General features: G+C 59.5%; 15 protein-coding genes and 1 other RNA gene. 4 read left to right on the top strand and 12 right to left on the bottom strand.

The features are described from left to right. Position 1: 1 nt before the first annotated feature. The 11 genes from rfaD to gyrA form a co-directional block, all read right to left on the bottom strand. Complete coding sequence (rfaD, locus tag AC8GFZ_RS04475) at positions 2-1,006, bottom strand: ADP-glyceromanno-heptose 6-epimerase (protein WP_506642745.1); 1,005 nt, start codon at positions 1,004-1,006, stop codon at positions 2-4. A gap of 10 nt (positions 1,007-1,016) precedes the next feature. Next, positions 1,017-2,018 carry a D-glycero-beta-D-manno-heptose-7-phosphate kinase gene (rfaE1, locus tag AC8GFZ_RS04470; protein WP_506642743.1) on the bottom strand — a complete coding sequence of 334 codons (1,002 nt, stop codon included), beginning with the start codon at positions 2,016-2,018 and terminating at the stop codon, positions 1,017-1,019. Next, positions 1,961-3,100 (bottom strand): lipopolysaccharide assembly protein LapB, encoded by a 1,140-nt coding sequence (gene lapB / locus AC8GFZ_RS04465; RefSeq protein WP_506642741.1) that lies wholly within the window; start codon positions 3,098-3,100, stop codon positions 1,961-1,963. Before lapB ends, rfaE1 begins: the two co-directional genes overlap by 58 nt. Beyond that, the gene (locus AC8GFZ_RS04460) at positions 3,090-3,383 is read right to left on the bottom strand and encodes a lipopolysaccharide assembly protein LapA domain-containing protein (RefSeq protein WP_506644227.1); all 294 of its coding nucleotides are present in this window, start codon (positions 3,381-3,383) and stop codon (positions 3,090-3,092) included. The genes lapB and AC8GFZ_RS04460 overlap by 11 nt, the downstream gene beginning before the upstream one ends. A 67-nt stretch (positions 3,384-3,450) precedes the next feature. Further along, entirely contained in the window at positions 3,451-3,762 is a 312-nt protein-coding gene (locus AC8GFZ_RS04455) for an integration host factor subunit beta (protein WP_506642739.1), read from the bottom strand. A gap of 105 nt (positions 3,763-3,867) precedes the next feature. Next, positions 3,868-5,547, bottom strand: a complete 1,680-nt coding sequence (gene rpsA, locus AC8GFZ_RS04450) for a 30S ribosomal protein S1 (protein ID WP_506642737.1) — start codon at positions 5,545-5,547, stop codon at positions 3,868-3,870. Between the two features lie 154 nt (positions 5,548-5,701). After that, positions 5,702-7,693, bottom strand: a complete 1,992-nt coding sequence (locus tag AC8GFZ_RS04445; RefSeq protein ID WP_506642735.1) for a bifunctional 3-phosphoshikimate 1-carboxyvinyltransferase/cytidylate kinase — start codon at positions 7,691-7,693, stop codon at positions 5,702-5,704. 29 nt (positions 7,694-7,722) lie between these two features. Next, on the bottom strand, positions 7,723-8,616 hold the full coding sequence (locus tag AC8GFZ_RS04440) for a prephenate dehydrogenase (protein ID WP_506642733.1): 894 nt from the start codon (positions 8,614-8,616) through the stop codon (positions 7,723-7,725). Positions 8,617-8,625: 9 nt separating this feature from the next. Then, positions 8,626-9,732: a prephenate dehydratase gene (pheA, locus tag AC8GFZ_RS04435; protein WP_506642731.1), complete on the bottom strand. Its 1,107-nt coding sequence runs from the start codon at positions 9,730-9,732 to the stop codon at positions 8,626-8,628. A 115-nt stretch (positions 9,733-9,847) separates the two neighbouring features. After that, positions 9,848-10,954: a 3-phosphoserine/phosphohydroxythreonine transaminase gene (gene serC, locus AC8GFZ_RS04430; RefSeq protein ID WP_506642729.1), complete on the bottom strand. Its 1,107-nt coding sequence runs from the start codon at positions 10,952-10,954 to the stop codon at positions 9,848-9,850. A gap of 6 nt (positions 10,955-10,960) precedes the next feature. Beyond that, entirely contained in the window at positions 10,961-13,654 is a 2,694-nt protein-coding gene (gyrA, locus tag AC8GFZ_RS04425) for a DNA gyrase subunit A (protein WP_506642727.1), read from the bottom strand. A gap of 294 nt (positions 13,655-13,948) precedes the next feature. On the opposite strand from gyrA, the gene ompA reads away from it, so the two are divergent. The 4 genes from ompA (at position 13,949) to ssrA (ending at position 16,496) form a co-directional block, all read left to right on the top strand. After that, positions 13,949-14,620, top strand: coding sequence for an outer membrane protein OmpA (ompA, locus tag AC8GFZ_RS04420; protein ID WP_506642725.1), 672 nt, complete (start codon positions 13,949-13,951; stop codon positions 14,618-14,620). 88 nt (positions 14,621-14,708) lie between these two features. Further along, on the top strand, positions 14,709-15,425 hold the full coding sequence (gene ubiG / locus AC8GFZ_RS04415) for a bifunctional 2-polyprenyl-6-hydroxyphenol methylase/3-demethylubiquinol 3-O-methyltransferase UbiG (protein ID WP_506642723.1): 717 nt from the start codon (positions 14,709-14,711) through the stop codon (positions 15,423-15,425). Then, positions 15,422-16,093: an HAD family hydrolase gene (locus tag AC8GFZ_RS04410; RefSeq protein WP_506642721.1), complete on the top strand. Its 672-nt coding sequence runs from the start codon at positions 15,422-15,424 to the stop codon at positions 16,091-16,093. Before ubiG ends, AC8GFZ_RS04410 begins: the two co-directional genes overlap by 4 nt. Positions 16,094-16,106: 13 nt before the next feature. Continuing rightward, positions 16,107-16,496: a transfer-messenger RNA gene (ssrA, locus tag AC8GFZ_RS04405) on the top strand. Between the two features lie 770 nt (positions 16,497-17,266). Here the strand turns inward: ssrA and AC8GFZ_RS04400 are convergent. Next, positions 17,267-18,613, bottom strand: coding sequence for an IS5 family transposase (locus AC8GFZ_RS04400; RefSeq protein ID WP_506642719.1), 1,347 nt, complete (start codon positions 18,611-18,613; stop codon positions 17,267-17,269). Between the last annotated feature and the right edge of the window lie 435 nt (positions 18,614-19,048).

Here is a 19,048-nt window from a genome sequence, read left to right as displayed (position 1 = left end):
CTCAGGCGGGTGTGCCTGCCACTGACAAGGCCTGCATGTATTGGGCCACGCCGGTTTGCACATCGGCAAACACATGGTCGCAACCGGCGCCGCGCAAGGCACTCAGGTCGGCCTGGGTGAAGCACTGGTATTTGCCGCGCAAGGCGTCGGGGAAGGGGATGTACTCAATCAGGCCTTGCGCTTGCGCTTGGACCAAGCTGGTTGGTTTTTGTGCGCTCAGGCTTTGCACCACGGCCAGTGCCACTTCGTTGAAGCTTTGCGCCCGCCCGGTGCCCAGGTTGAACACGCCGCTGGCTTGGGGGTGGTCGAAGAACCACAGGTTGACCGCCACCACATCACCCACCCAGACAAAGTCGCGCAACTGCTCGCCGGGGCCGTAGCCGCCATATTCACCAAACAAACGCACCCGACCATCGGCATGGAACTGGCCATGTTGGTGATGGGCCACGCTGGCCATGCGGCCCTTGTGTTGCTCGCGCGGGCCGTACACATTGAAGTAGCGAAAGCCGCACACCTGCTGGGCTGCTTTGGAGAAATCGGCACCGCATTCGCGCCGCATGCGCTGGTCAAACAGCAGCTTGGAGTAGCCGTAAACATTCAGCGGCTTTTCAAATTCGGGCGTTTCGATAAAGCTGGCCGAGCCGCCATAGGTGGCGGCCGAGGAGGCGTACAGCAAGCGGGTGCCCAGGCGCTGGCAGGCGGCGAACAAGTCGCACGACAACTGGTAGTTGTTGTGCATCATGTACTGGCCATTGGTCTCCATCGTGTCGCTGCAAGCGCCTTCGTGGAACACGGCTTCCACACTGCCGTAGTCGCCCTTGGCAAACCGCGCATAGAACTCACCCGCGTCTTGGTAGTCGGCGATGTGCAGGTCGGCCAGGTTGCGAAACTTGTCGCCATCGCGCAAATCGTCCACCGCGATGATGTTGGTGATGCCGCGTTGGTTCAAGCCCTGGATGATGTTGCTGCCGATGAAGCCGGCAGCGCCCGTGACAACTATGCGCATGGATGCCCCCTTAAACCGGCGCTGTCGCGCCAAACAACTCGGCATGCGACACGGTGGCCGTGCCCAGCTTGCCCACCACATAGCCGCCCGCCTTGTTGGCCCAGGGCATGGCCTCGCGCAGGGTCAAGCCCGCGCCGACCAACACCGCCAAGGTGGCGATCACCGTGTCGCCAGCCCCTGTGACGTCAAACACCTCTTGGGCTTGCGCCCCCACATGGCTGGCCCCTTGGGCGTCAAACAGGCTCATGCCCTCTTCGCTGCGGGTGACGATCACCGCTTGCAAGCCCAGTTGCTGGCGCAGGTTTTGGGCTTTGTCGGCGAGTTCTTGTTCAGAGTGCCAGGCACCCACCACTTGTTGCATTTCGCTGCGGTTGGGGGTGATCACGGTGGCACCAGCATAAGCGCGGTAGTCGCTGCCTTTGGGGTCGACCAAGATGGGTTTGCCCAAAGCGCGCGCTGCGGCAATCATGGGGGCCACGTGGGTCAGACCGCCTTTGCCGTAGTCGGAGAACAGCACCACGCCATGGGCGGGCATCACGCGTTCAAAGCGCGCCGATTGCTGCTCGAGCACCGCAGGGCTGGGGCGGCTTTCAAAATCGGCGCGCAGCAGTTGTTGTTGGCGTCCAATCAAGCGCAGTTTGACGGTGGTGTGCAAAGTGGGGTCGCGCTCGAGTTCGGGGTGGATGCCGCTGCGCGCCACCAGGGCCTCAAATTGGTGGCTGGCCGCATCGTCGCCAAGCACGCTGAGCAAGCTCACCTGCCCGCCCAGGGCGGCCACGTTGCTGGCCACATTGGCGGCTCCGCCCAGGCGTTCTTCTTCGCGGGTGACGCGCAGCACGGGCACGGGGGCCTCGGGGCTGATGCGGTCGACCGCGCCATACCAATAGCGGTCGAGCATGACATCGCCCACCACCAAGACATGGCTCTGGGCCAATTGCGCAGGGGTCAGGTGTTTCACAATTCCTCCACCCGCCGCGCGGGGTAACTGTCCCAGGCTTGGCAGCCCGGACATTGCCAAAAATGTTGGGTGGCTTCAAAACCGCAGGCTGCACAGCGGTAGCGCAACAAAGGCTTGACCGCGCGGGCCAGGGCTTTTTGCAGGCCTTCAGGGGTTTGCGTTTGGCCTTGCATCCACTGGCTGGCCACCACCAGTGAGGGCTCTTTGTCCAGGTGTTGCAGCAACAGTGCGGGCACGGCCTCTGGGTCGTCCACAGCGGTCAAATCGGCCAATGCTTTCAAAACGTCCAGCGAGGGCGTGTGTTGGTAGGCCTGTTGCAACAGGGCACGCACCGGTGCGACTTGTTGGCACTCTTGTGCCCAGCGCGCCAAGTGGGGGGCCACCAAGGGCAGGGAGGGCGCTTGGGCTTGGACCAATTCGATCAACAAGGCCAGCGCTTGGGGGACCTGGCCGGCGCGGTGCAGGCCTTGGGCCAACGCCAGGCTGGCGCGCACATTGTGGGGTGACAAGGCCAAGGCGCGCTCCAGCAAGGCTTGCGCGGCGGGCCATTGCTCGGCGCTGTTCAAGGCCAGCGCTTGTTCGCACAGGTAATGGGCTTGGCGCACTTGGAAGCTGCCTTCGCCCGCTTGGGCCAGCTTGTCGGCCATGGCGGCGGCTTGGCCCCAATCGCGCGAGCGCTCAAAGATGCTCAACAAGGCCAGGTGGGACATGGATGCAAAGGCGGTGCCTTCCAGCAGGCGCAGCGCTTGCTCGGCGCGGTCAAGCAAACCGGCTTTGAGGTAGTCCAGCGCCAGGGCATGTTGCGCCCGGTCACGGTCGCTTTGGCTCAGGTCGGCGCGGGCCAGCAGGTGTTGGTGCACCCGCACAGCGCGCTCGTACTCGCCGCGGCGGCGAAACAAATTGCCCAGCGCAAAGTGCAGCTCCGAGGTGTCAGGGTCGCTTTGCACGGCTTCGATGAAGGCGTCAATCGCCTGGTCTTGCTGCTCGTTGAGCAAATGATTCAGGCCCTTGAAATAGGCTTTGGGGGTGCGTTGGTTGTCGAGCCTCAACTGGCGCAGGTCAAAGCGCGACGCCAACCAACCCAGGGCAAAAGCCATGGGCAGACCCAGCAAGATCCAGCCTTGGTCAAACTCCATGCGCTTCGATCTCGTTGGGGGTTTTGCTGGCGGGCTTGTCTGGGATGGGAGGGGCCGAGCGCGCGCGTCGCACTTGGCGGTGCTCGCGCCACCATTTGGGCACCATCAGCAAGACGCCCAAAACCAAGCCCAATACAAACACCGCCAACAGCACCAGCACCTGGGGTGCCAGCCACTGTTGGCCAAAAAAGAAATGCACCGTCACATCGTGCTGGTTGTTCAGCGCGAAGGCAAACAGGGTGAAAAAAATGGCTGCTTTCAGCGTCCACTGAAGCAGCCCGATGAGTTTCTTCAAGTTGGTTCCTCAGGGGCTTGAAGATTCTAAGAGCGATGGGCGCAAGGCGGCCACGTCAAGAGGGTGGTTGCTCAAGCAACTTGGGGGTGCCTTGGTCCACTTCTTCGCGCAAGGCTTTGCCTGGTTTGAAGTGGGGCACGCGTTTTTCGGGAATGGCCACTTGTTCGCCCGAGCGCGGGTTGCGACCCATGCGGGGAGGGCGGTGACTGATGGTGAAACTGCCAAAACCGCGCAGTTCAATGCGGTGCCCGCGCGCCAGGGCGTCGCTCATGGCTTCGAGCAAGGCTTTGACGGCAAACTCGGCGTCGCGGTGGGTCAGTTGACCGAATCGCTCAGCCAGGGCTTCAACCAAATCGGAACGTGTCATAGGTCTGATACAGCAAAAATCAATCCAATGCCAAGGGCGTTGGGGCCGCTGCACCCACTCCCTGGCTGGTGGCTAGGAAATGGGGGCAGTGCCCCATCTTCAAACTCAGTTGTTGTCGAGCTTGGCGCGCAACAAAGCACCCAAGCTGGTGGTGCCCGCGTTTTCGCGCGAGGACTGCTGGCTGAGGTTTTGCATGGCGTCGGCTTGGTCCGCCGCATCCTTGGCCTTGATGGACAGTTGGATGTTGCGGGTTTTGCGGTCGACGTTGACCACGACGGCGGTGACTTCGTCGCCCTCTTTGAGGACGCTGCGGGCGTCTTCAATGCGGTCACGCGAAATTTCGCTGACCCGCAGGTAGCCAATGATGTCTTCGCCCAGGTCGATCTCGGCGCCTTTGGCGTCGACGGTCTTGACCTTGCCGGTGACCACTTGGCCTTTGTCGTTGATGGCGGCAAAGGTGGTGAAGGGGTCGGCGTCCAACTGCTTGATGCCCAAGGAGATGCGTTCGCGCTCGACGTCCACGGCCAACACCAGGGCTTCAACTTCTTGGCCCTTCTTGAAGTTGCGCACAGCGGCTTCGCCGGTTTCGTTCCATGACAGGTCAGACAAATGCACCAAGCCGTCGATGCCAGCGGCCAAGCCGACAAACACGCCAAAGTCGGTGATGGATTTGATCGGGCCTTTGACGCGGTCGCCACGCTTGGTGTCTTGGGCGAATTCTTGCCAGGGGTTGGCACGGCACTGCTTCATGCCCAAGGAGATGCGGCGTTTGTCTTCGTCGATCTCAAGGACCATGACTTCGACCTCGTCGCCCAAGGCCACGATTTTGGAAGGCGCGACGTTCTTGTTGGTCCAGTCCATTTCAGACACGTGCACCAAGCCTTCGATGCCGGGCTCGAGTTCCACAAACGCGCCGTAATCGGCGATGTTGGTGATCTTGCCGAACATGCGGGTGCTTTGGGGGTAGCGGCGGTTCACGCCCATCCAAGGGTCGTCGCCCATTTGCTTCAAGCCCAAAGAGACGCGGTTCTTCTCGGTGTCGAACTTGAGGATCTTGGCGGTGATTTCTTGGCCAGCGACCACCACCTCGGAGGGGTGACGCACACGGCGCCAGGCCATGTCGGTGATGTGCAGCAAACCGTCGATGCCACCCAAGTCGACAAACGCGCCGTACTCGGTGATGTTTTTGACCACACCGTGAACGATGGAGCCTTCTTTGAGGGTTTCCATCAGCTTGGCGCGCTCTTCGCCCATCGAGGCTTCGATCACAGCGCGGCGTGACAACACCACGTTGTTGCGCTTGCGGTCGAGCTTGATGACCTTGAATTCCATGGTCTTGTTCTCAAACGGAGACAAGTCTTTGATGGGGCGGGTGTCGATGAGCGAACCGGGCAAAAAGGCGCGGATGCCGTTGACCAAGACGGTCAGGCCGCCTTTGACCTTACCGCTGGTGGTGCCGGTGACGAATTCGCCGGACTCGAGGGCTTTTTCCAGGCTCATCCAAGAGGCCAAACGCTTGGCCGTGTCGCGGCTGAGGATGGTGTCGCCATAGCCGTTTTCAACGCTGCCAATGGCCACGGAGACAAAGTCGCCGGCTTGGACTTCGACTTCGCCCTTGTCGTTTTTAAATTCTTCGATGGGCACATAGGCCTCAGATTTCAGCCCTGCATTGACCACCACGTGGTTGTGCTCGACGCGGACCACCTCGGCGGTGATGACTTCGCCCGTGCGCATTTCAGAGCGCTTGAGGGATTCTTCAAACAGGGCTGCAAAAGATTCAGACATAAAGTTTCCTTGACCGGGCGCAGGGTGAATGCCAGCACCATTGCTGGACAAATTATTCTGGTTCGGCGGTGGGTAATGCGGCATGTACCGCGGTTGGTTTCAAAACCCCAAGGGCCGGTGCGCAAGCTGCGCGAAGGGTGCCCGAGGGACCGGTTCAAGCCACGCCCACGGGGGGCACAACTTGTTTGCTTTGCCACCAGTTCAACACTTGCGCCACCGATTCATCGATGGAGAGCGAGGAGTTGTCCAAGTGCATTGCGTCTGGCGCGGGCTTGAGAGGTGCAACGCTGCGCTGTGTGTCGCGAGCGTCACGCGCTTCCAAGTCTGCGCGAAGAGCCAAGATTGTAGTGGAAAAACCCTTTGAAATCAGTTGCTTGTGCCGCCGTTCTGCTCTTTTTTCTGCGCTGGCGGTCAAAAACACCTTCAAAGCGGCCTCGGGGAAGATGACCGTGCCCATGTCGCGCCCATCGGCCAAGAGGCCGGGCAGGCGGGCAAAACCGTGCTGCAAGTCCACCAAAGCCTGACGCACAGCGGGCAAAACCGATACTTTGGAAGCGTTCATGCCCGCTTCTTCGGTGCGAATGTCCTCAGAAACATTGACGCCCGACAAAAGCACCTGCTCACCTTCAAAGCTCACAGGGAGGTGGCGGGCCAAGTCGGCGATGGCCGCTTCATGCTCGGCGTCCAGCGTCAAACCTGCTTGCAATGCGGCAAAAGCGGTGACACGGTACAAAGCGCCGCTGTCCAGATAGTGGTAGCCCAAACGCTGGGCCACCAGCGCTGCCAGCGTGCCCTTGCCCGAGGCGGTGGGGCCGTCGATGCAAATCACTGGCACTGTTGCGGCGTGGGACAAAGCGAACAAGGCCTCGAAGTAATCGGGGAAGGTTTTGGCCACGCATTTCGGGTCTTCGATGCGCACCGGCAAACCGGCGGGGTTGAAGGCGGCCAGCGAAAAACACATGGCGATGCGGTGGTCGTCGTAGGTGTGGATGCTGGCGGCTCGCCACTGTTGAACAGGGTGGATGCGAATCCAGTCGGCGCCTTCTTCGACAAGGGCACCGAGTTTTCGCGCTTCGGTGGCCATGGCGGCGATGCGGTCGGTTTCCTTCACCCGCCAGCTCGCGATGTTGCGCAAGGTGCTGGGGCCGTCGGCATACAAAGCCATCACGGCCAAGGTCATGGCGGCATCGGGGATGTGGTTGCAATCCATGTCGATGGCTTTGAGTGGCCAAGACCCACGGCGGGTTTGCACCCAGTTGGGGCCGCTTTCAATCACCGCGCCCATCTGTTCAGCGGCTTCCATGAAACGAATGTCGCCTTGGATGGAGTCTGCGCCCACACCTTGAATGCGCACCCCTTGTTCGGACGCCAAAGCGCCCAAAGCAATGAAGTAACTGGCCGAGGAGGCATCGGCCTCCACATGAAGTACGCCAGGCGAGGTGTAACGGCTGCCCGCAGGAATGGTGAAACGCTGCCAGCCTTGGCGCTCAACCGTGACGCCAAAGCGCTGCAACAGGTTGAGGGTGATGTCGATGTAGGGCTTGCTGATGAGTTCGCCCACCACCTCGATGACCACATTTGTTTTGGCCACCAGTGGCAGCGCCAACAACAAAGCGGTGAGAAACTGGCTGGACACATCGCCACGCACTTGGATGGGCTTGTCCAACTGCAAACCGCTGTGGCCTTTGAGGTGCAGCGGCGGAAAACCGTCTTGCCCTTGGTAAGCAATGTCACAACCCAGCTGGCGCAGCGCATCGACCAAGTCGCCAATTGGGCGCTCGTGCATGCGGGTCACGCCGTGCAAACGCGCTTTCGCGCCAATCAGCGCCAAGGCAGCGGTGAGGGGGCGCATGGCGGTGCCCGCATTGCCCATGAACAAATCCATCTCAGCGCTGGGTGCTTGACCGCCCAAGCCGGTGATGCTGATCGTGCTGCCTGCCTCCACCACCTTGCAGCCCATTTGGCGCAAAGCATTCAGCATGACGCGGGTGTCGTCCGAGTCCAGCAGGTCATGCAAAGTGGTGGTGCCTTGGCACAAAGCCGCGAGCAACAACACACGGTTGGAAATGCTTTTCGAGCCCGGCAGCTTGACCGTGCCTTGGGCACTTTGCAGGGCGGGGACGTCGAGGAAGGCGGTGGCGAACATGACGCGATGCGAAGAAGTCGGTCTTTGAGTCAAGCGGTGCCAGATGCCAGCGCCCAACTCGAGCGCACATCGCTGGCTTGCTGAATGAGTTGCTGCAAGCCTTTTGTGTCGCCACTTTGCATGGCGGCTTCAAACAGCGCCAATGAGGATTGAAAGTGCGCCAATTGGGCCAACACCTCGGTGCGGTTGGCGCTCAGGATGTCACGCCACACGGCAGGGTCGCTGGCGGCGATGCGGGAAAAGTCGCGAAAGCCCGGGCCCGCCATGTCCAAGTAATCGGCGCCCTGTGGATGCGTGGTCAAGGCGTGCACGGCGGCAAAGGCCAGCAGGTGCGGCAGGTGGCTCACTGCGGCAAAGGTTTGGTCATGGTCCGCAGCCGTCATGGTGCTCACATGGCTGCCCATGGCCGACCAAATGTCGTGCGCTTGTTTGGTGTGGCGCATGCTGTTGGACGATAAGGGGGTGAGGATGGTGCGCCGGTCTTGGTACAACCGTGCATCGGCGTGCTCGATGCCCGCTACTTCTTTGCCCGCGATCGGGTGTGCCGGAACAAAGCAGGCGAGTTTGTCGCCCAATTGGGCTTGGGCTGCGGCGATCACATCGCATTTGGTCGAGCCCACGTCCATCAACAGGGCTTGGGCCGACAAAGCCGGGGCCATGGCGGCAAAGCTTTCTTGCATGGCACCCACGGGGACGGCCAACAGCACCAGGTCTGCACCGCGCACAGCCTCGGCCACGCTGGCGCAGGCTTGATCAATGACGCGCAGTTCGCGTGCGCGTTGGCGGGTTTTTTCGGAGGCGCTGAAGCCGACGATGGTTCGCACCAAACCCGCTTGGCGGGCGGCCAGGGCAAAGGAGCCGCCCATCAGGCCGCAACCAATCAAGGCGAGGCGCTCAAAGTGCGGTGAAGCCAAAGTTTGCATTTGCGACTTTCAGGCGCTGACCGGGTAAGAACCCAGCACCTTGTAGAAAGCGCACAGGGACTGGAGCTCGGCCAAGGCCTGGGCCACATGGGCTTGGCTGGTGTGGCCCTCGATGTCGATGTAGAAGAAGTATTCCCACTGCCCCGATTTGGCCGGTCGCGATTCAAAGCGCGTCATCGACACGCCATGGGTTTTGAGCGGCACCAACAGGTCGTGCACGGCACCCGGGCGGTTGGGCACCGATACCACCAAGCTGGTGCAGTCTTTGCCGGAGGCGGGTGGGGTGGCCATGGTTTGGGGCAGGCAAATCACCGCAAAACGGGTGCGGTTGTGGGCTTCGTCTTGAATGGCGGGGGCCACGATGTGCAGCCCAAATTGGTTGGCCGCGCGCTCGCTGGCAATGCCCGCCCAGGCCGGGTTGGTGGCGGCCAAGCGGGCGCCTTCGGCGTTGCTGGACACGGCACGCCGCTCCGCATGGGGCAGGTGTTGGGTGAGCCAGGCTTGGCACTGTGCCAAGGCCTGGGGGTGGGCCAGCACCACCTCGATGCCTTCGGTGCTGTTGCTCAAGCGCATCAGGTTGTGGCGCACCAGTAAGCTGACTTCGCCCACCACATGCACGGGGGAGCGCAAAAACAAATCGAGCGACCGTGCGACCACGCCTTCGCTGGTGTTTTCCATGCCCACCACGCCAAATTGCGCCGCTCCGGCGGCGGTGGCGTGGAACACCTCGTCAAAGTTGGCGCAGTAGTTGAGTTGCACCGCACTGCCAAAAAACTCGATGGCGGCTTGTTCGCAAAAAGTGCCTTGCGGGCCCAGTACAGCGACGCGTTGCGGCGCTTCCAGAGCGAGGCAGGCGGACATGATTTCGCGCCAGATGGCGGCCACATGGCTGCCGTGCAAGGGGCCAGGGTTCAAGTCTTGGATTTTTTGCAGCACCTGCGCCACCCGGTCGGGGCGGAAAAACGGCGAGCCTTCGCGTTTTTTGATCTCACCCACTTGCTCGGCCACCCGCGCGCGTTGGTTGAGCAATTGCAAAAGCTGTTTGTCCAGCGCGTCAATTTGGTCGCGCAGCGGGGCCAGGTCGGCCGAGGTCACAGGTGCGGGGGGCTGGCTCATGGTGTGTGTGGGCTAAAGGGTGGCGGGGCTTGGGGCTTGTCAGTCAACGTCTGTTGAGGTGAATGCCGCCATGTTGGTTGGAACCTTGCGATGACGTGCGTGTGCAGCGCATGGCTCAGGCCTGGGTTTTTTCAAAGTCTTGCATGTGGTCGACCAAGGCTTGCACGCCGGCCAAAGGCATGGCGTTGTAAATGCTGGCGCGCATGCCGCCCACCGACTTGTGGCCTTTGAGTTGCAGCAGGCCACGCGCTTGGGCACCGCTCAAAAAGGCGGCGTTGAGCGACTCGTCGCGCAGGAAAAACGGCACGTTCATGCGCGAGCGCGATGAGGCTTGTACGCGGTTGAAGTACAGGCCAGAGTTGTCGATGCAGTTGTAAAGCAAGGCGGCTTTGGCTTGGTTACGCGCCTCTAGAGCGGCCACCCCTCGCCAATCGCCTTCGCGTTGTTGCGCGATCCACTCAAATATCAAACCCGCCATGTAAATGCCGTAGGTGGGCGGGGTGTTGAACATGGAATTGTTTTGCGCCACCGTTTGGTAGTTGAAGGCGCTGGGGCAAATGGACAGGGCGTGGCCGAGCAAGTCTTTGCGCACCACCACCAGGGTGAGGCCTGCAGGACCGATGTTTTTTTGCGCCCCACCAAAGGCCAAACCCACGCGCGACCAGTCCACCGGGCGCGACAGCACATGGGATGAAAAATCAATCACCAAGGGTGCGTCGCAGCCCAGGGCTTTCAGGTCGGGCAGGGTGTGGCACTCCACACCATGGATGGTTTCGTTGGTGCACAGGTGCACATAGCTCGGGTTGGCGCTCAACTGCCAAAGGCTTGGGTCGGGCAGGTGGTCAAAGCCTTGGGCCTGGCTGCTGGCGGCCACATGGGTGGGACCGTAGCGTTGTGCTTCGCGCAGAGACTTTTCACCCCAACTGCCACTGAGCACAAAGTCAACCGTGGCGCCGCGCCCCAGGTTGAGCGGAACAATCGCGTTCTCGGCAATGCCACCGCCTTGCATGAACAAAATGTCGAACTCGCTGGGGATGCTCAGCAAGGCGCGCAAATCGTGCAAGGCCTTGTCGTGGATGGCCATGAACTCTTTGCCACGGTGGCTCATTTCCATCACGCCCATGCCGCTGCCATGCCAGTCGCTGATCTCGGCGGCGGCTTGTTGCAGCACCTCCAAGGGCATGGCCGCCGGGCCGGCAGAAAAGTTGTAGGGCCGGTTCATGCCGTTTTAGGGGGTGGGCTCGCTGGGTGCCGCATTGGCGCCGTCTTCATCACCCGACTCGCCCTCGCCTTCTTGGCCTTGCGCGTCGTTTTCCACAATGCGTTGCAAGCCATTGAGCTTGGCGCCTTCGTCCAAAGCAATGAGGGTCACGCCTTGGGTGGCGCGACCGAGTTCGCGAATTTCGCTCACCCGCGTGCGCACCAGCACGCCGCGGTCGGTGATGAGCATGATTTCGTCTTCGGCCCGCACCAAGGTGGCGGCCACCACTTTGCCATTGCGCTCGGATTGCTGGATGGCGATCATGCCCTTGGTGCCGCGCCCATGGCGGGTGTATTCGTCGATCGGCGTGCGCTTGCCGTAGCCTTTTTCGGTGGCGGTGAGCACGCTGTTGCGAACCACGCCATCGGTGGGGGCCTCAGCGGCGTTGGTTTCTTGTGCGGCCACCAACATGGCGATCACGCTTTGGGTGTCGTCGAGCATCATGCCGCGCACACCGCGCGCACTGCGGCCCAGTGGGCGCACATCGTTTTCGTCAAAGCGCACGGCTTTGCCACCGTCGCTGAACAGCATCACATCATGCTGGCCGTCGGTCAAGGCCGCGCCGATCAAAAAGTCGTTGTCGTCCAAATTGACCGCGATGATGCCGCCTTTGCGCGGGTTGTTGAACTCATCGAGCGAGGTCTTTTTGACCGTGCCCATCGAGGTGGCCATGAACACAAACTGATCGGCCGGGAAGGTGCGTGCTGGCCCGGTGAGGGGCAACACCACATTGATTTTTTCGCCTTCTTGCAGCGGGAACATGTTGACGATGGGGCGACCGCGTGAACCGCGTGAACCCTCGGGCACCTCCCAAACCTTGAGCCAATACAAACGCCCCCGGTTGGAAAAGCACAAGATGTAATCGTGGGTGTTGGCGATGAAGAGTTGGTCGATCCAATCGTCTTCTTTGGTGGTCGTGGCTTGCTTGCCGCGACCGCCGCGTTTTTGGGCGCGGTATTCAGACAGCGGCTGGCTTTTGATGTAGCCCAGGTGCGAGAGTGTGACCACCATGTCGGTGGGCGTGATCAGGTCTTCGGTGGCCAGGTCTTGGGCGTTGTGCTCGATCACACTGCGCCGCGCGCCGAGTTTGGTTTGGCCAAACTCTTGGCGCAGTTGGGTCAATTCGTCGCTGATGATGGCCGACACGCGCTCGGGGCGGGCCAAGATGTCGAGCAAATCGTCGATCTCGGCCATCACCTCTTTGTACTCGTTGACGATCTTGTCCTGCTCCAAGCCCGTCAGGCGTTGCAAGCGCATTTGCAAAATTTCTTGGGCTTGGGTGTCGCTCAGGCGGTACAGGCCGTCAGCCCCCATGCCAAATTCTTTCTCCAAACCATCGGGGCGGTAGTCGTCGGCATTGACCACGCCGCCATCGGTGCGGGCGCGGGTGAGCATGGTGCGCACCAATTGGCTGTCCCAGGAGCGGGTCATCAGCTCGGCCTTGGCCACCGGCGGTGTCGGCGCTTGGCGAATGATGGCAATGAACTCATCGATGTTGGCCAGGGCCACAGCCAGGCCTTCCAGCACATGGCCGCGCTCGCGCGCTTTGCGCAAGGTGTAAACCGTGCGGCGGGTGACCACTTCGCGCCGGTGCTCTAAGAACACGCTGATCAAGTCTTTTAAATTGCACAAGCGCGGCTGCCCGTCGATCAGGGCCACCATGTTGATGCCAAAGGTGTCTTGCAGCTGGGTTTGCTTGTAGAGGTTGTTGAGCACCACCTCGGGCACTTCGCCGCGTTTGAGCTCAATGACCAAGCGCATGCCGGACTTGTCCGACTCGTCTTGGATGTGGCTGATGCCTTCGATTTTTTTCTCGTGCACCAACTCGGCCATGCGCTCTTGCAGCGTCTTTTTGTTCACCTGGTAGGGCAGTTCGTCAACGATGATGGCCTGGCGCTGGCCTTTGTCGATGTCTTCAAAGTGGCACTTGGCGCGCATCACCACCCGACCGCGACCGGTGCGGTAGCCGTCTTTCACGCCTTGCATGCCGTAGATGATGCCGGCGGTGGGGAAGTCTGGGGCGGGGACGATTTCCATCAAATCATCGATGCTGGCCTCGGGGTGGCGCAGCATGTGCAAGCAGGCATCCACCACTTCGTTCAAGTTGTGCGGCGGGATGTTGGTGGCCATGCCCACGGCAATACCGGCCGAGCCGTTGATGAGCAAATTGGGCAGTTTGGAGGGCAAAACCAGGGGCTCTTTTTCGCTGCCGTCGTAGTTGGGGCCAAAGTCCACGGTTTCTTTGTCGATGTCGCCAAGCATTTCGTGGGCGATCTTGGACAAGCGGATTTCCGTGTAACGCATGGCGGCGGCGTTGTCGCCATCGACCGAGCCGAAGTTGCCTTGGCCGTCCACCAGCATGTGACGCAGGGAAAAATCTTGCGCCATCCGAACAATGGTGTCGTACACCGCGCTGTCGCCGTGTGGGTGGTATTTACCAATGACATCGCCCACGATGCGGGCTGACTTCTTATAAGGGCGGTTCCAGTCGTTGTTCAACTCGTGCATGGCGAACAGCACGCGACGGTGCACGGGCTTCAAACCATCGCGGGCGTCGGGCAGGGCACGCCCGACGATGACGCTCATGGCGTAGTCCAAATAGCTTCGCCGCATCTCATCTTCTAGGCTGATGGGCAGGGTCTCTTTGGCGAACTGGGTCATGGGGGAGCGTCTCGGACAGGTAAACCGCTGATTTTAGGCCCTCAGTCCGCCCGCTCTGGCGCGTCACTTTTGAGTTGAATTGAATTACTTCAGTGCCTCAAAAGCGTCAAATTTGCCCTTTTGTGGTGCGGGAGCAACAATCCGGGTGTCCTCTGTCGCCCTGGCGGCCCCGATCAGCGCTGTCAGTTTGAGGCCGATATCTGTGTGGCACAATGGCCCCAGCATTGACGGTGATGGTCACCTCAAGCCACGTTTCGCAGTGTCACTGCGGCCTTTTCCCAGATGAGGAGAACCATGAAAAAATTGAACCAATTGGCGATGTTGGTCGCCACCGTCGCCCTGGCAACCACTGCGGTTGCGCAAGATATCAACAATTGGCGCAACGCTGGCGGAGAAGTTTGGAAAAACTCCTCTGGCGAATGCTGGAGAAACTCCTCTTGGACCCCCGCCACCGCAGCCAAAGGTTGTGATGGCGCTCTGGCCCCCGCACCTGCTCCAGCACCTGCACCTGCACCTGCACCCGCTGCTGCCCCTGCACCGGCTCCCGCTGCTGCACCTGCACCCGCACCCCGTCCGCCAGCACCCCCTGCACCTGCACCCGCAGCAGCCACGAAGGTGACCTACGCTGCTGACGCGTTCTTTGACTTTGACAAAGCCGTGCTCAAGCCCGAAGGCAAAGCCAAATTGGACGACCTGGTTGGCAAAATCAAGGCCATCAATTTGGAAGTGATCATTGCTGTGGGCCACACCGACTCTGTCGGCGTTGATGCTTACAACCAAAAACTGTCGGTGCGCCGCTCTGAAGCCGTCAAGGCCTATTTGGTGACCAAAGGCATCGAGAAAAACCGTGTCTACACCGAAGGCAAAGGCGAGAAGCAGCCTGTGGCCGACAACAAGACCCCTGAAGGTCGCGCCAAAAACCGCCGCGTCGAAATCGAAGTGGTCGGTACCCGCGCCAACCGTTAAACCTTCGGGTTTGGCAACCAACCCCGCCTCGGCGGGGTTTTTTTTCGCCCATGGTGGGCTGGCCCATCACTTCTAAGACAATCATCAAATGACCACCATCAATGCCGACCCCGCCGAGCTGGCGAAATTTTCAGATTTGGCCCACCGCTGGTGGGACCCCGAGAGCGAGTTTCGGCCCCTGCACCAAATCAACCCCCTGCGTTTGGACTGGATCGCCAAGTTGGCCCCTTTGGCTGGTGCGAAGGCGCTGGATGTGGGCTGTGGCGGCGGCATTTTGTCGGACGCCATGGCGCGCCAAGGTGCACAAGTCACCGGCATCGACTTGTCCACCAAGGCCTTGAAAGTGGCGCAACTCCATGCCTTGGAGGCCCAGACCTCAGGGGTGCAGTACCGTGAAATCAGCGCCGAAGACATGGCCGCTGAACAGCCGGGCGCTTTTGATGTGGTCACTTGCATGGAAATGCTCGAGCACGTGCCCGACCCCGGTTCGGTGGTGCGGGCCTGCGCCAGCTTGGTCACGCCGGGGGGCTGGGTGTTTTTCTCCACTTTGAACCGCAACCCCAAGTCGTTTTTGTTTGCCATTGTGGGGGCCGAGTACATCCTCAACCTGCTGCCCAAAGGCACCCACGAATTTGCCAAATTCATCCGCCCCAGTGAATTGGCCCAGGCCTGTCGCCAAGCCGGTTTGGACTGGCACAGCCAACGCGGCTTGCAATACAACCCGCTGACCCGTCGTTACTGGTTGAACGCAGACACCAGCGTCAACTACATGGTGGCCTGCCGCAAGCCGCCGGTCAGCGCATGAAGCCGCCCCGCCCCATTCAAGCGGTGCTGTTCGACCTGGACGGCACCTTGATCGACAGCGCCCCCGACTTGGGTGCCGCCGCCGACAAAATGCGCACCGACCGTGGGTTGCCATCGTTGCCATTGGTGCATTACCGGCCCATGGCCGGGGCCGGTGCGCGCGGCATGTTGCAACTGGCCTTTGGCATCACCCCCGAAGACGCGTCCTACAACGATTTGCGCGATGAGTTTTTTGTCAACTACGAAGCGGCCCTCACCGTGCTGACCCATCCCTTTGAAGGCGTGCCCGAGTTGGTGCAAGCCTTGCTGCGCCACCCCTGCGCTTGGGGTGTGGTGACCAACAAAATGGAGCGCTTCACCCACCCCATCGTGCAAGGCATGCCCTTGTTTGAAACGGCTGGTGCCGTGGTCTGTGGCGACACCACGCCGCACCCCAAGCCGCACCCCGCGCCCTTGCTCGAGGCCGCCCAGCGCATGGGTGTTGATCCGGCGCATTGCGTGTATGTGGGTGACGACGAGCGCGACATTGTGGCCGGACATGCGGCCGGCATGTGGACGGTCGCTGCACACTATGGTTACCTGGGGCAGGGAGCCCCGGCCAGCGATTGGGGTGCCCATGCGGATATTCATTCTCCGTTGGCGCTATTGAAAATCCTGGAACTGGACTAAACTACCCAGCTCAGGGGCTGCACTGGTTTCGACATGGGTTCGGACGCGCGGCAGGGCATGTCGAGGTTCTGTTACCTCGTAAATCCGCAGAAAAAAAACTAACTGCAAACGACGAACGTTTCGCACTCGCTGCTTAATCCAGCGGGCCTTGCAACAGTTGGCCGATAGGCTGGGCAAGGGGGTCTGGGGTGGCAACACCTCAGGCGTCCAGGCTGCAAGGTAATCCATATTGGCTGGTCGCACACCGGGTACCTTGGTGCGTGACGAGACTCAAGGGTACTGGCCAAGTGCACAGCGTGTCGCTGCGCGGTGCACCGGGTAAGACTCAAATCAGACGACTACACATGTAGAACTGTTCGAAGAAGGCTTGTGGACGGGGGTTCAAATCCCCCCAGCTCCACCAGATGATGGTTTAAAGGCCGCTAACGACATACAGTTAGCGGCTTTTTCTTTGGTAAATCAAGGGTTTTGGCTGCAGGGAGTGCTAACAAAGAACATTGACAGCCAATTACGGTACTGAGACAGCTTGTTAATAACTGCAAACATAAAAAACCTCCAAGGTTGAAGCCATGGAGGGTGACGCTTGAGATTGCTGAATGAGCCACATCTTCCTTGCGGAATAACCACCTTGCTCAAACAGCAGGTTGGCTCAAAAGGTACGCTGGTGATAGTTAATGCAATCGAGCGTAGCCAATCCATAAGGCCTCCTCGTAGAATGATCAGCGAGGTAGCTTGAATGCGAAAGGCTTCGTTGTGAGTGCCTTTGGATTAATGGTTTCAAGCGCTGTATTCTTCAGCATGGGTTGTCAGCCAAGTCCTTCACTTGAAGAACAATCTGTCAACGCAACATAAGCTAATGCCAATTCAGTGCATATTTTTTCTGGGCCAGATTGCGATGCGATGTGTCGGATTCAAAACGAAGTAAAACTGCTGCTGAAAAATGAATTGCTAAAGTTTGAAAATAAATGCATTACGTAAAAGTTCATAAGAGGTTGCTATATTTCTGTATGCTTTAAGAGAGCTTCGTCGCTTGCCTAACATTTTAAAAATCTAAACTGGTTTTTTAAGAAACACCTTGGGAGATATTTTTTTAAAACCTTTTGTATTTTCGGTAATTTGGGTATTCACAACAAACTTTTCACATAATTAGTCCGCCCTGAACAATTGAATTTCTCAAACTACAACGCCATAGTTTGTCCGCTGAGATGGCGAAATGGCTTGCAGCACCGTCTGCAAATTAAGCCCAAACTTGGCACAAAGAAGCCGCAGCTTCCTCAGCAGCATCCTCATGTTGTGGCCTGCTCCGCACATCACCGCATGCAGCGCATCGCCCAGCGCACCTTTGAGCGGGTTTCGACTCAATTTGCCGTCCATCTTCATGTGCCCAATGGCTGGCTCGATGGCACTGCGCCGTTTGATCATCGCCTTCATCGCTCTTGTCACCCGGCGTTGGCCTGATCTGAGAATCTCAACGCCTTCAATCTTCACCCCCTGATACCCCTTGTCCACAATCACCGTCTTGGGCTTGATGTTGGTCAAGATGCTCACCTGCTCAATGGTTTCGTCCAAGGTGTGCCCGTCCCAGGGGTTGCCTGGCATGGAGCGCATGCCCACCACCAAGCCCTCTTTGAGCGTGGTGGCCACCGTCACCTTCACCCCAAACTCATAGGGCGTGCGCGCTTTGCCCTTGCTGATGCACTCCACCTCTGGGGCGTGCAAGGCGTACAGCTTGTTCTTGTCTTTGGTCTTTTGCGTCAAGATGCGACTCACCCGTCCCAGTAGGTCCTGCGCTTGGGGCTGCTGGTGCTCTGGCAGTTGGTGCAACTTGCGCTGCACTTCGCGCTGAACACGGCCCACCCGGGTTCTGAGCGTTTTGATGGTCTTTTTCATGCGCTTGTACTGCTTGGCATGCGCATAGCGCCCCGCCTGTGCGGCCAACCGGGGGGCCTCTCGGTTGTAGTTTTGGCGCAGTTCAATGCCGTTGTCTTCCGCCAACTTCACCAAGTGCTGGCGGCTCTTCTCCAGCAACCGGCTGTCAGTGGGGTGGGCTATGGCCTTGGGCATCACCGTGGTGTCCACAATGATTTTGTCGGTGCTGCTCGCTTTGAGCATGCCACCCCGGCGCGCGGCATCAATGGTCACCATCAGCAAGGTTTCCACCCCCTCTTCACCAATGCGCTTTCTCCAACGTGTCAGGCTCGAGGGGTCAATGGGGCAGCGGGTTTGCAAATAGCTCTCGCCCGTGAAGTATTGCCAATATGGGTTCTCCACCCATGTGTTGACCACCAACTCGTCCGAACAATCAAAGGTGTGTTGCAAATACAGCAGGCCCGCCACCAAACGAGGCGGCAAGGCCGGGCGGCCGCGATCGGAAACAAAGTGACCAGAGAAAGTCTTGTCAATCTCGCTCCAATCGATCAGCGCGGCCAGCTGAATCAGCGGGTGCTTGAGATTTAAATGCTGATCCAGCGGATAGCCAAACAATTGCTGTGTCTGCGGTGTAGGTGACTTGGGGCCCATCAAATACCTCGTCTAAATTTGCAAGAAATCTACATCCATTAACGCAACAACTTGCAAATTTGCCGACAGGATTTACACCATATCTTCAATTAATTCATATGCTTATGAATTGTTCAGGGCGGACTAACGGGTGTTGCCAGCTACACCGGTTTAACCACCGTCACCAGCAGCGCCATTACATATAACAACAACACAACGCCCAGCACCAGCGGCTTTGCTGGCGCGGGTACCGTCACTATCGCTCCAACATCAGGTTCAAGTTTTACCAGCGCTTTCACACCTAACTACACATTTGCCAGCACCCTCACTGGGCTCACATTGGGTAGCAGCAGCAACACACAAAACATCACCTTAGCTGCGCCCATCAGCATTGCAGGGCCGATCACGGTAGACGGTGGGCAAATCAACTTGAACAGCAGTTTGCAAACCACAGCC

Origin of the sequence: Limnohabitans rimovensis (SeqCode), from assembly GCF_965234775.1 — a bacterium.
Taxonomy (GTDB): Bacteria; Pseudomonadota; Gammaproteobacteria; order Burkholderiales; family Burkholderiaceae_C; genus Limnohabitans; species Limnohabitans rimovensis.
Note: the sequence above shows the minus strand (reverse complement) of the source record. Positions and strands in the feature narration are given on the sequence as shown.

Coding starts and splice junctions, on each gene's coding strand:
- rfaD (WP_506642745.1), bottom strand. CDS start 1,006: ATGCGCATAGTTGTCACGGGCGCTGCCGGCTTCATCGGCAGCAACATC.
- rfaE1 (WP_506642743.1), bottom strand. CDS start 2,018: ATGTCCGGGCTGCCAAGCCTGGGACAGTTACCCCGCGCGGCGGGTGGA.
- lapB (WP_506642741.1), bottom strand. CDS start 3,100: ATGGAGTTTGACCAAGGCTGGATCTTGCTGGGTCTGCCCATGGCTTTT.
- AC8GFZ_RS04455 (WP_506642739.1), bottom strand. CDS start 3,762: ATGACACGTTCCGATTTGGTTGAAGCCCTGGCTGAGCGATTCGGTCAA.
- rpsA (WP_506642737.1), bottom strand. CDS start 5,547: ATGTCTGAATCTTTTGCAGCCCTGTTTGAAGAATCCCTCAAGCGCTCT.
- AC8GFZ_RS04445 (WP_506642735.1), bottom strand. CDS start 7,693: ATGTTCGCCACCGCCTTCCTCGACGTCCCCGCCCTGCAAAGTGCCCAA.
- AC8GFZ_RS04440 (WP_506642733.1), bottom strand. CDS start 8,616: ATGCAAACTTTGGCTTCACCGCACTTTGAGCGCCTCGCCTTGATTGGT.
- pheA (WP_506642731.1), bottom strand. CDS start 9,732: ATGAGCCAGCCCCCCGCACCTGTGACCTCGGCCGACCTGGCCCCGCTG.
- serC (WP_506642729.1), bottom strand. CDS start 10,954: ATGAACCGGCCCTACAACTTTTCTGCCGGCCCGGCGGCCATGCCCTTG.
- gyrA (WP_506642727.1), bottom strand. CDS start 13,654: ATGACCCAGTTCGCCAAAGAGACCCTGCCCATCAGCCTAGAAGATGAG.
- ompA (WP_506642725.1), top strand. CDS start 13,949: ATGAAAAAATTGAACCAATTGGCGATGTTGGTCGCCACCGTCGCCCTG.
- ubiG (WP_506642723.1), top strand. CDS start 14,709: ATGACCACCATCAATGCCGACCCCGCCGAGCTGGCGAAATTTTCAGAT.
- AC8GFZ_RS04410 (WP_506642721.1), top strand. CDS start 15,422: ATGAAGCCGCCCCGCCCCATTCAAGCGGTGCTGTTCGACCTGGACGGC.
- AC8GFZ_RS04400 (WP_506642719.1), bottom strand. CDS start 18,613: ATGGGCCCCAAGTCACCTACACCGCAGACACAGCAATTGTTTGGCTAT.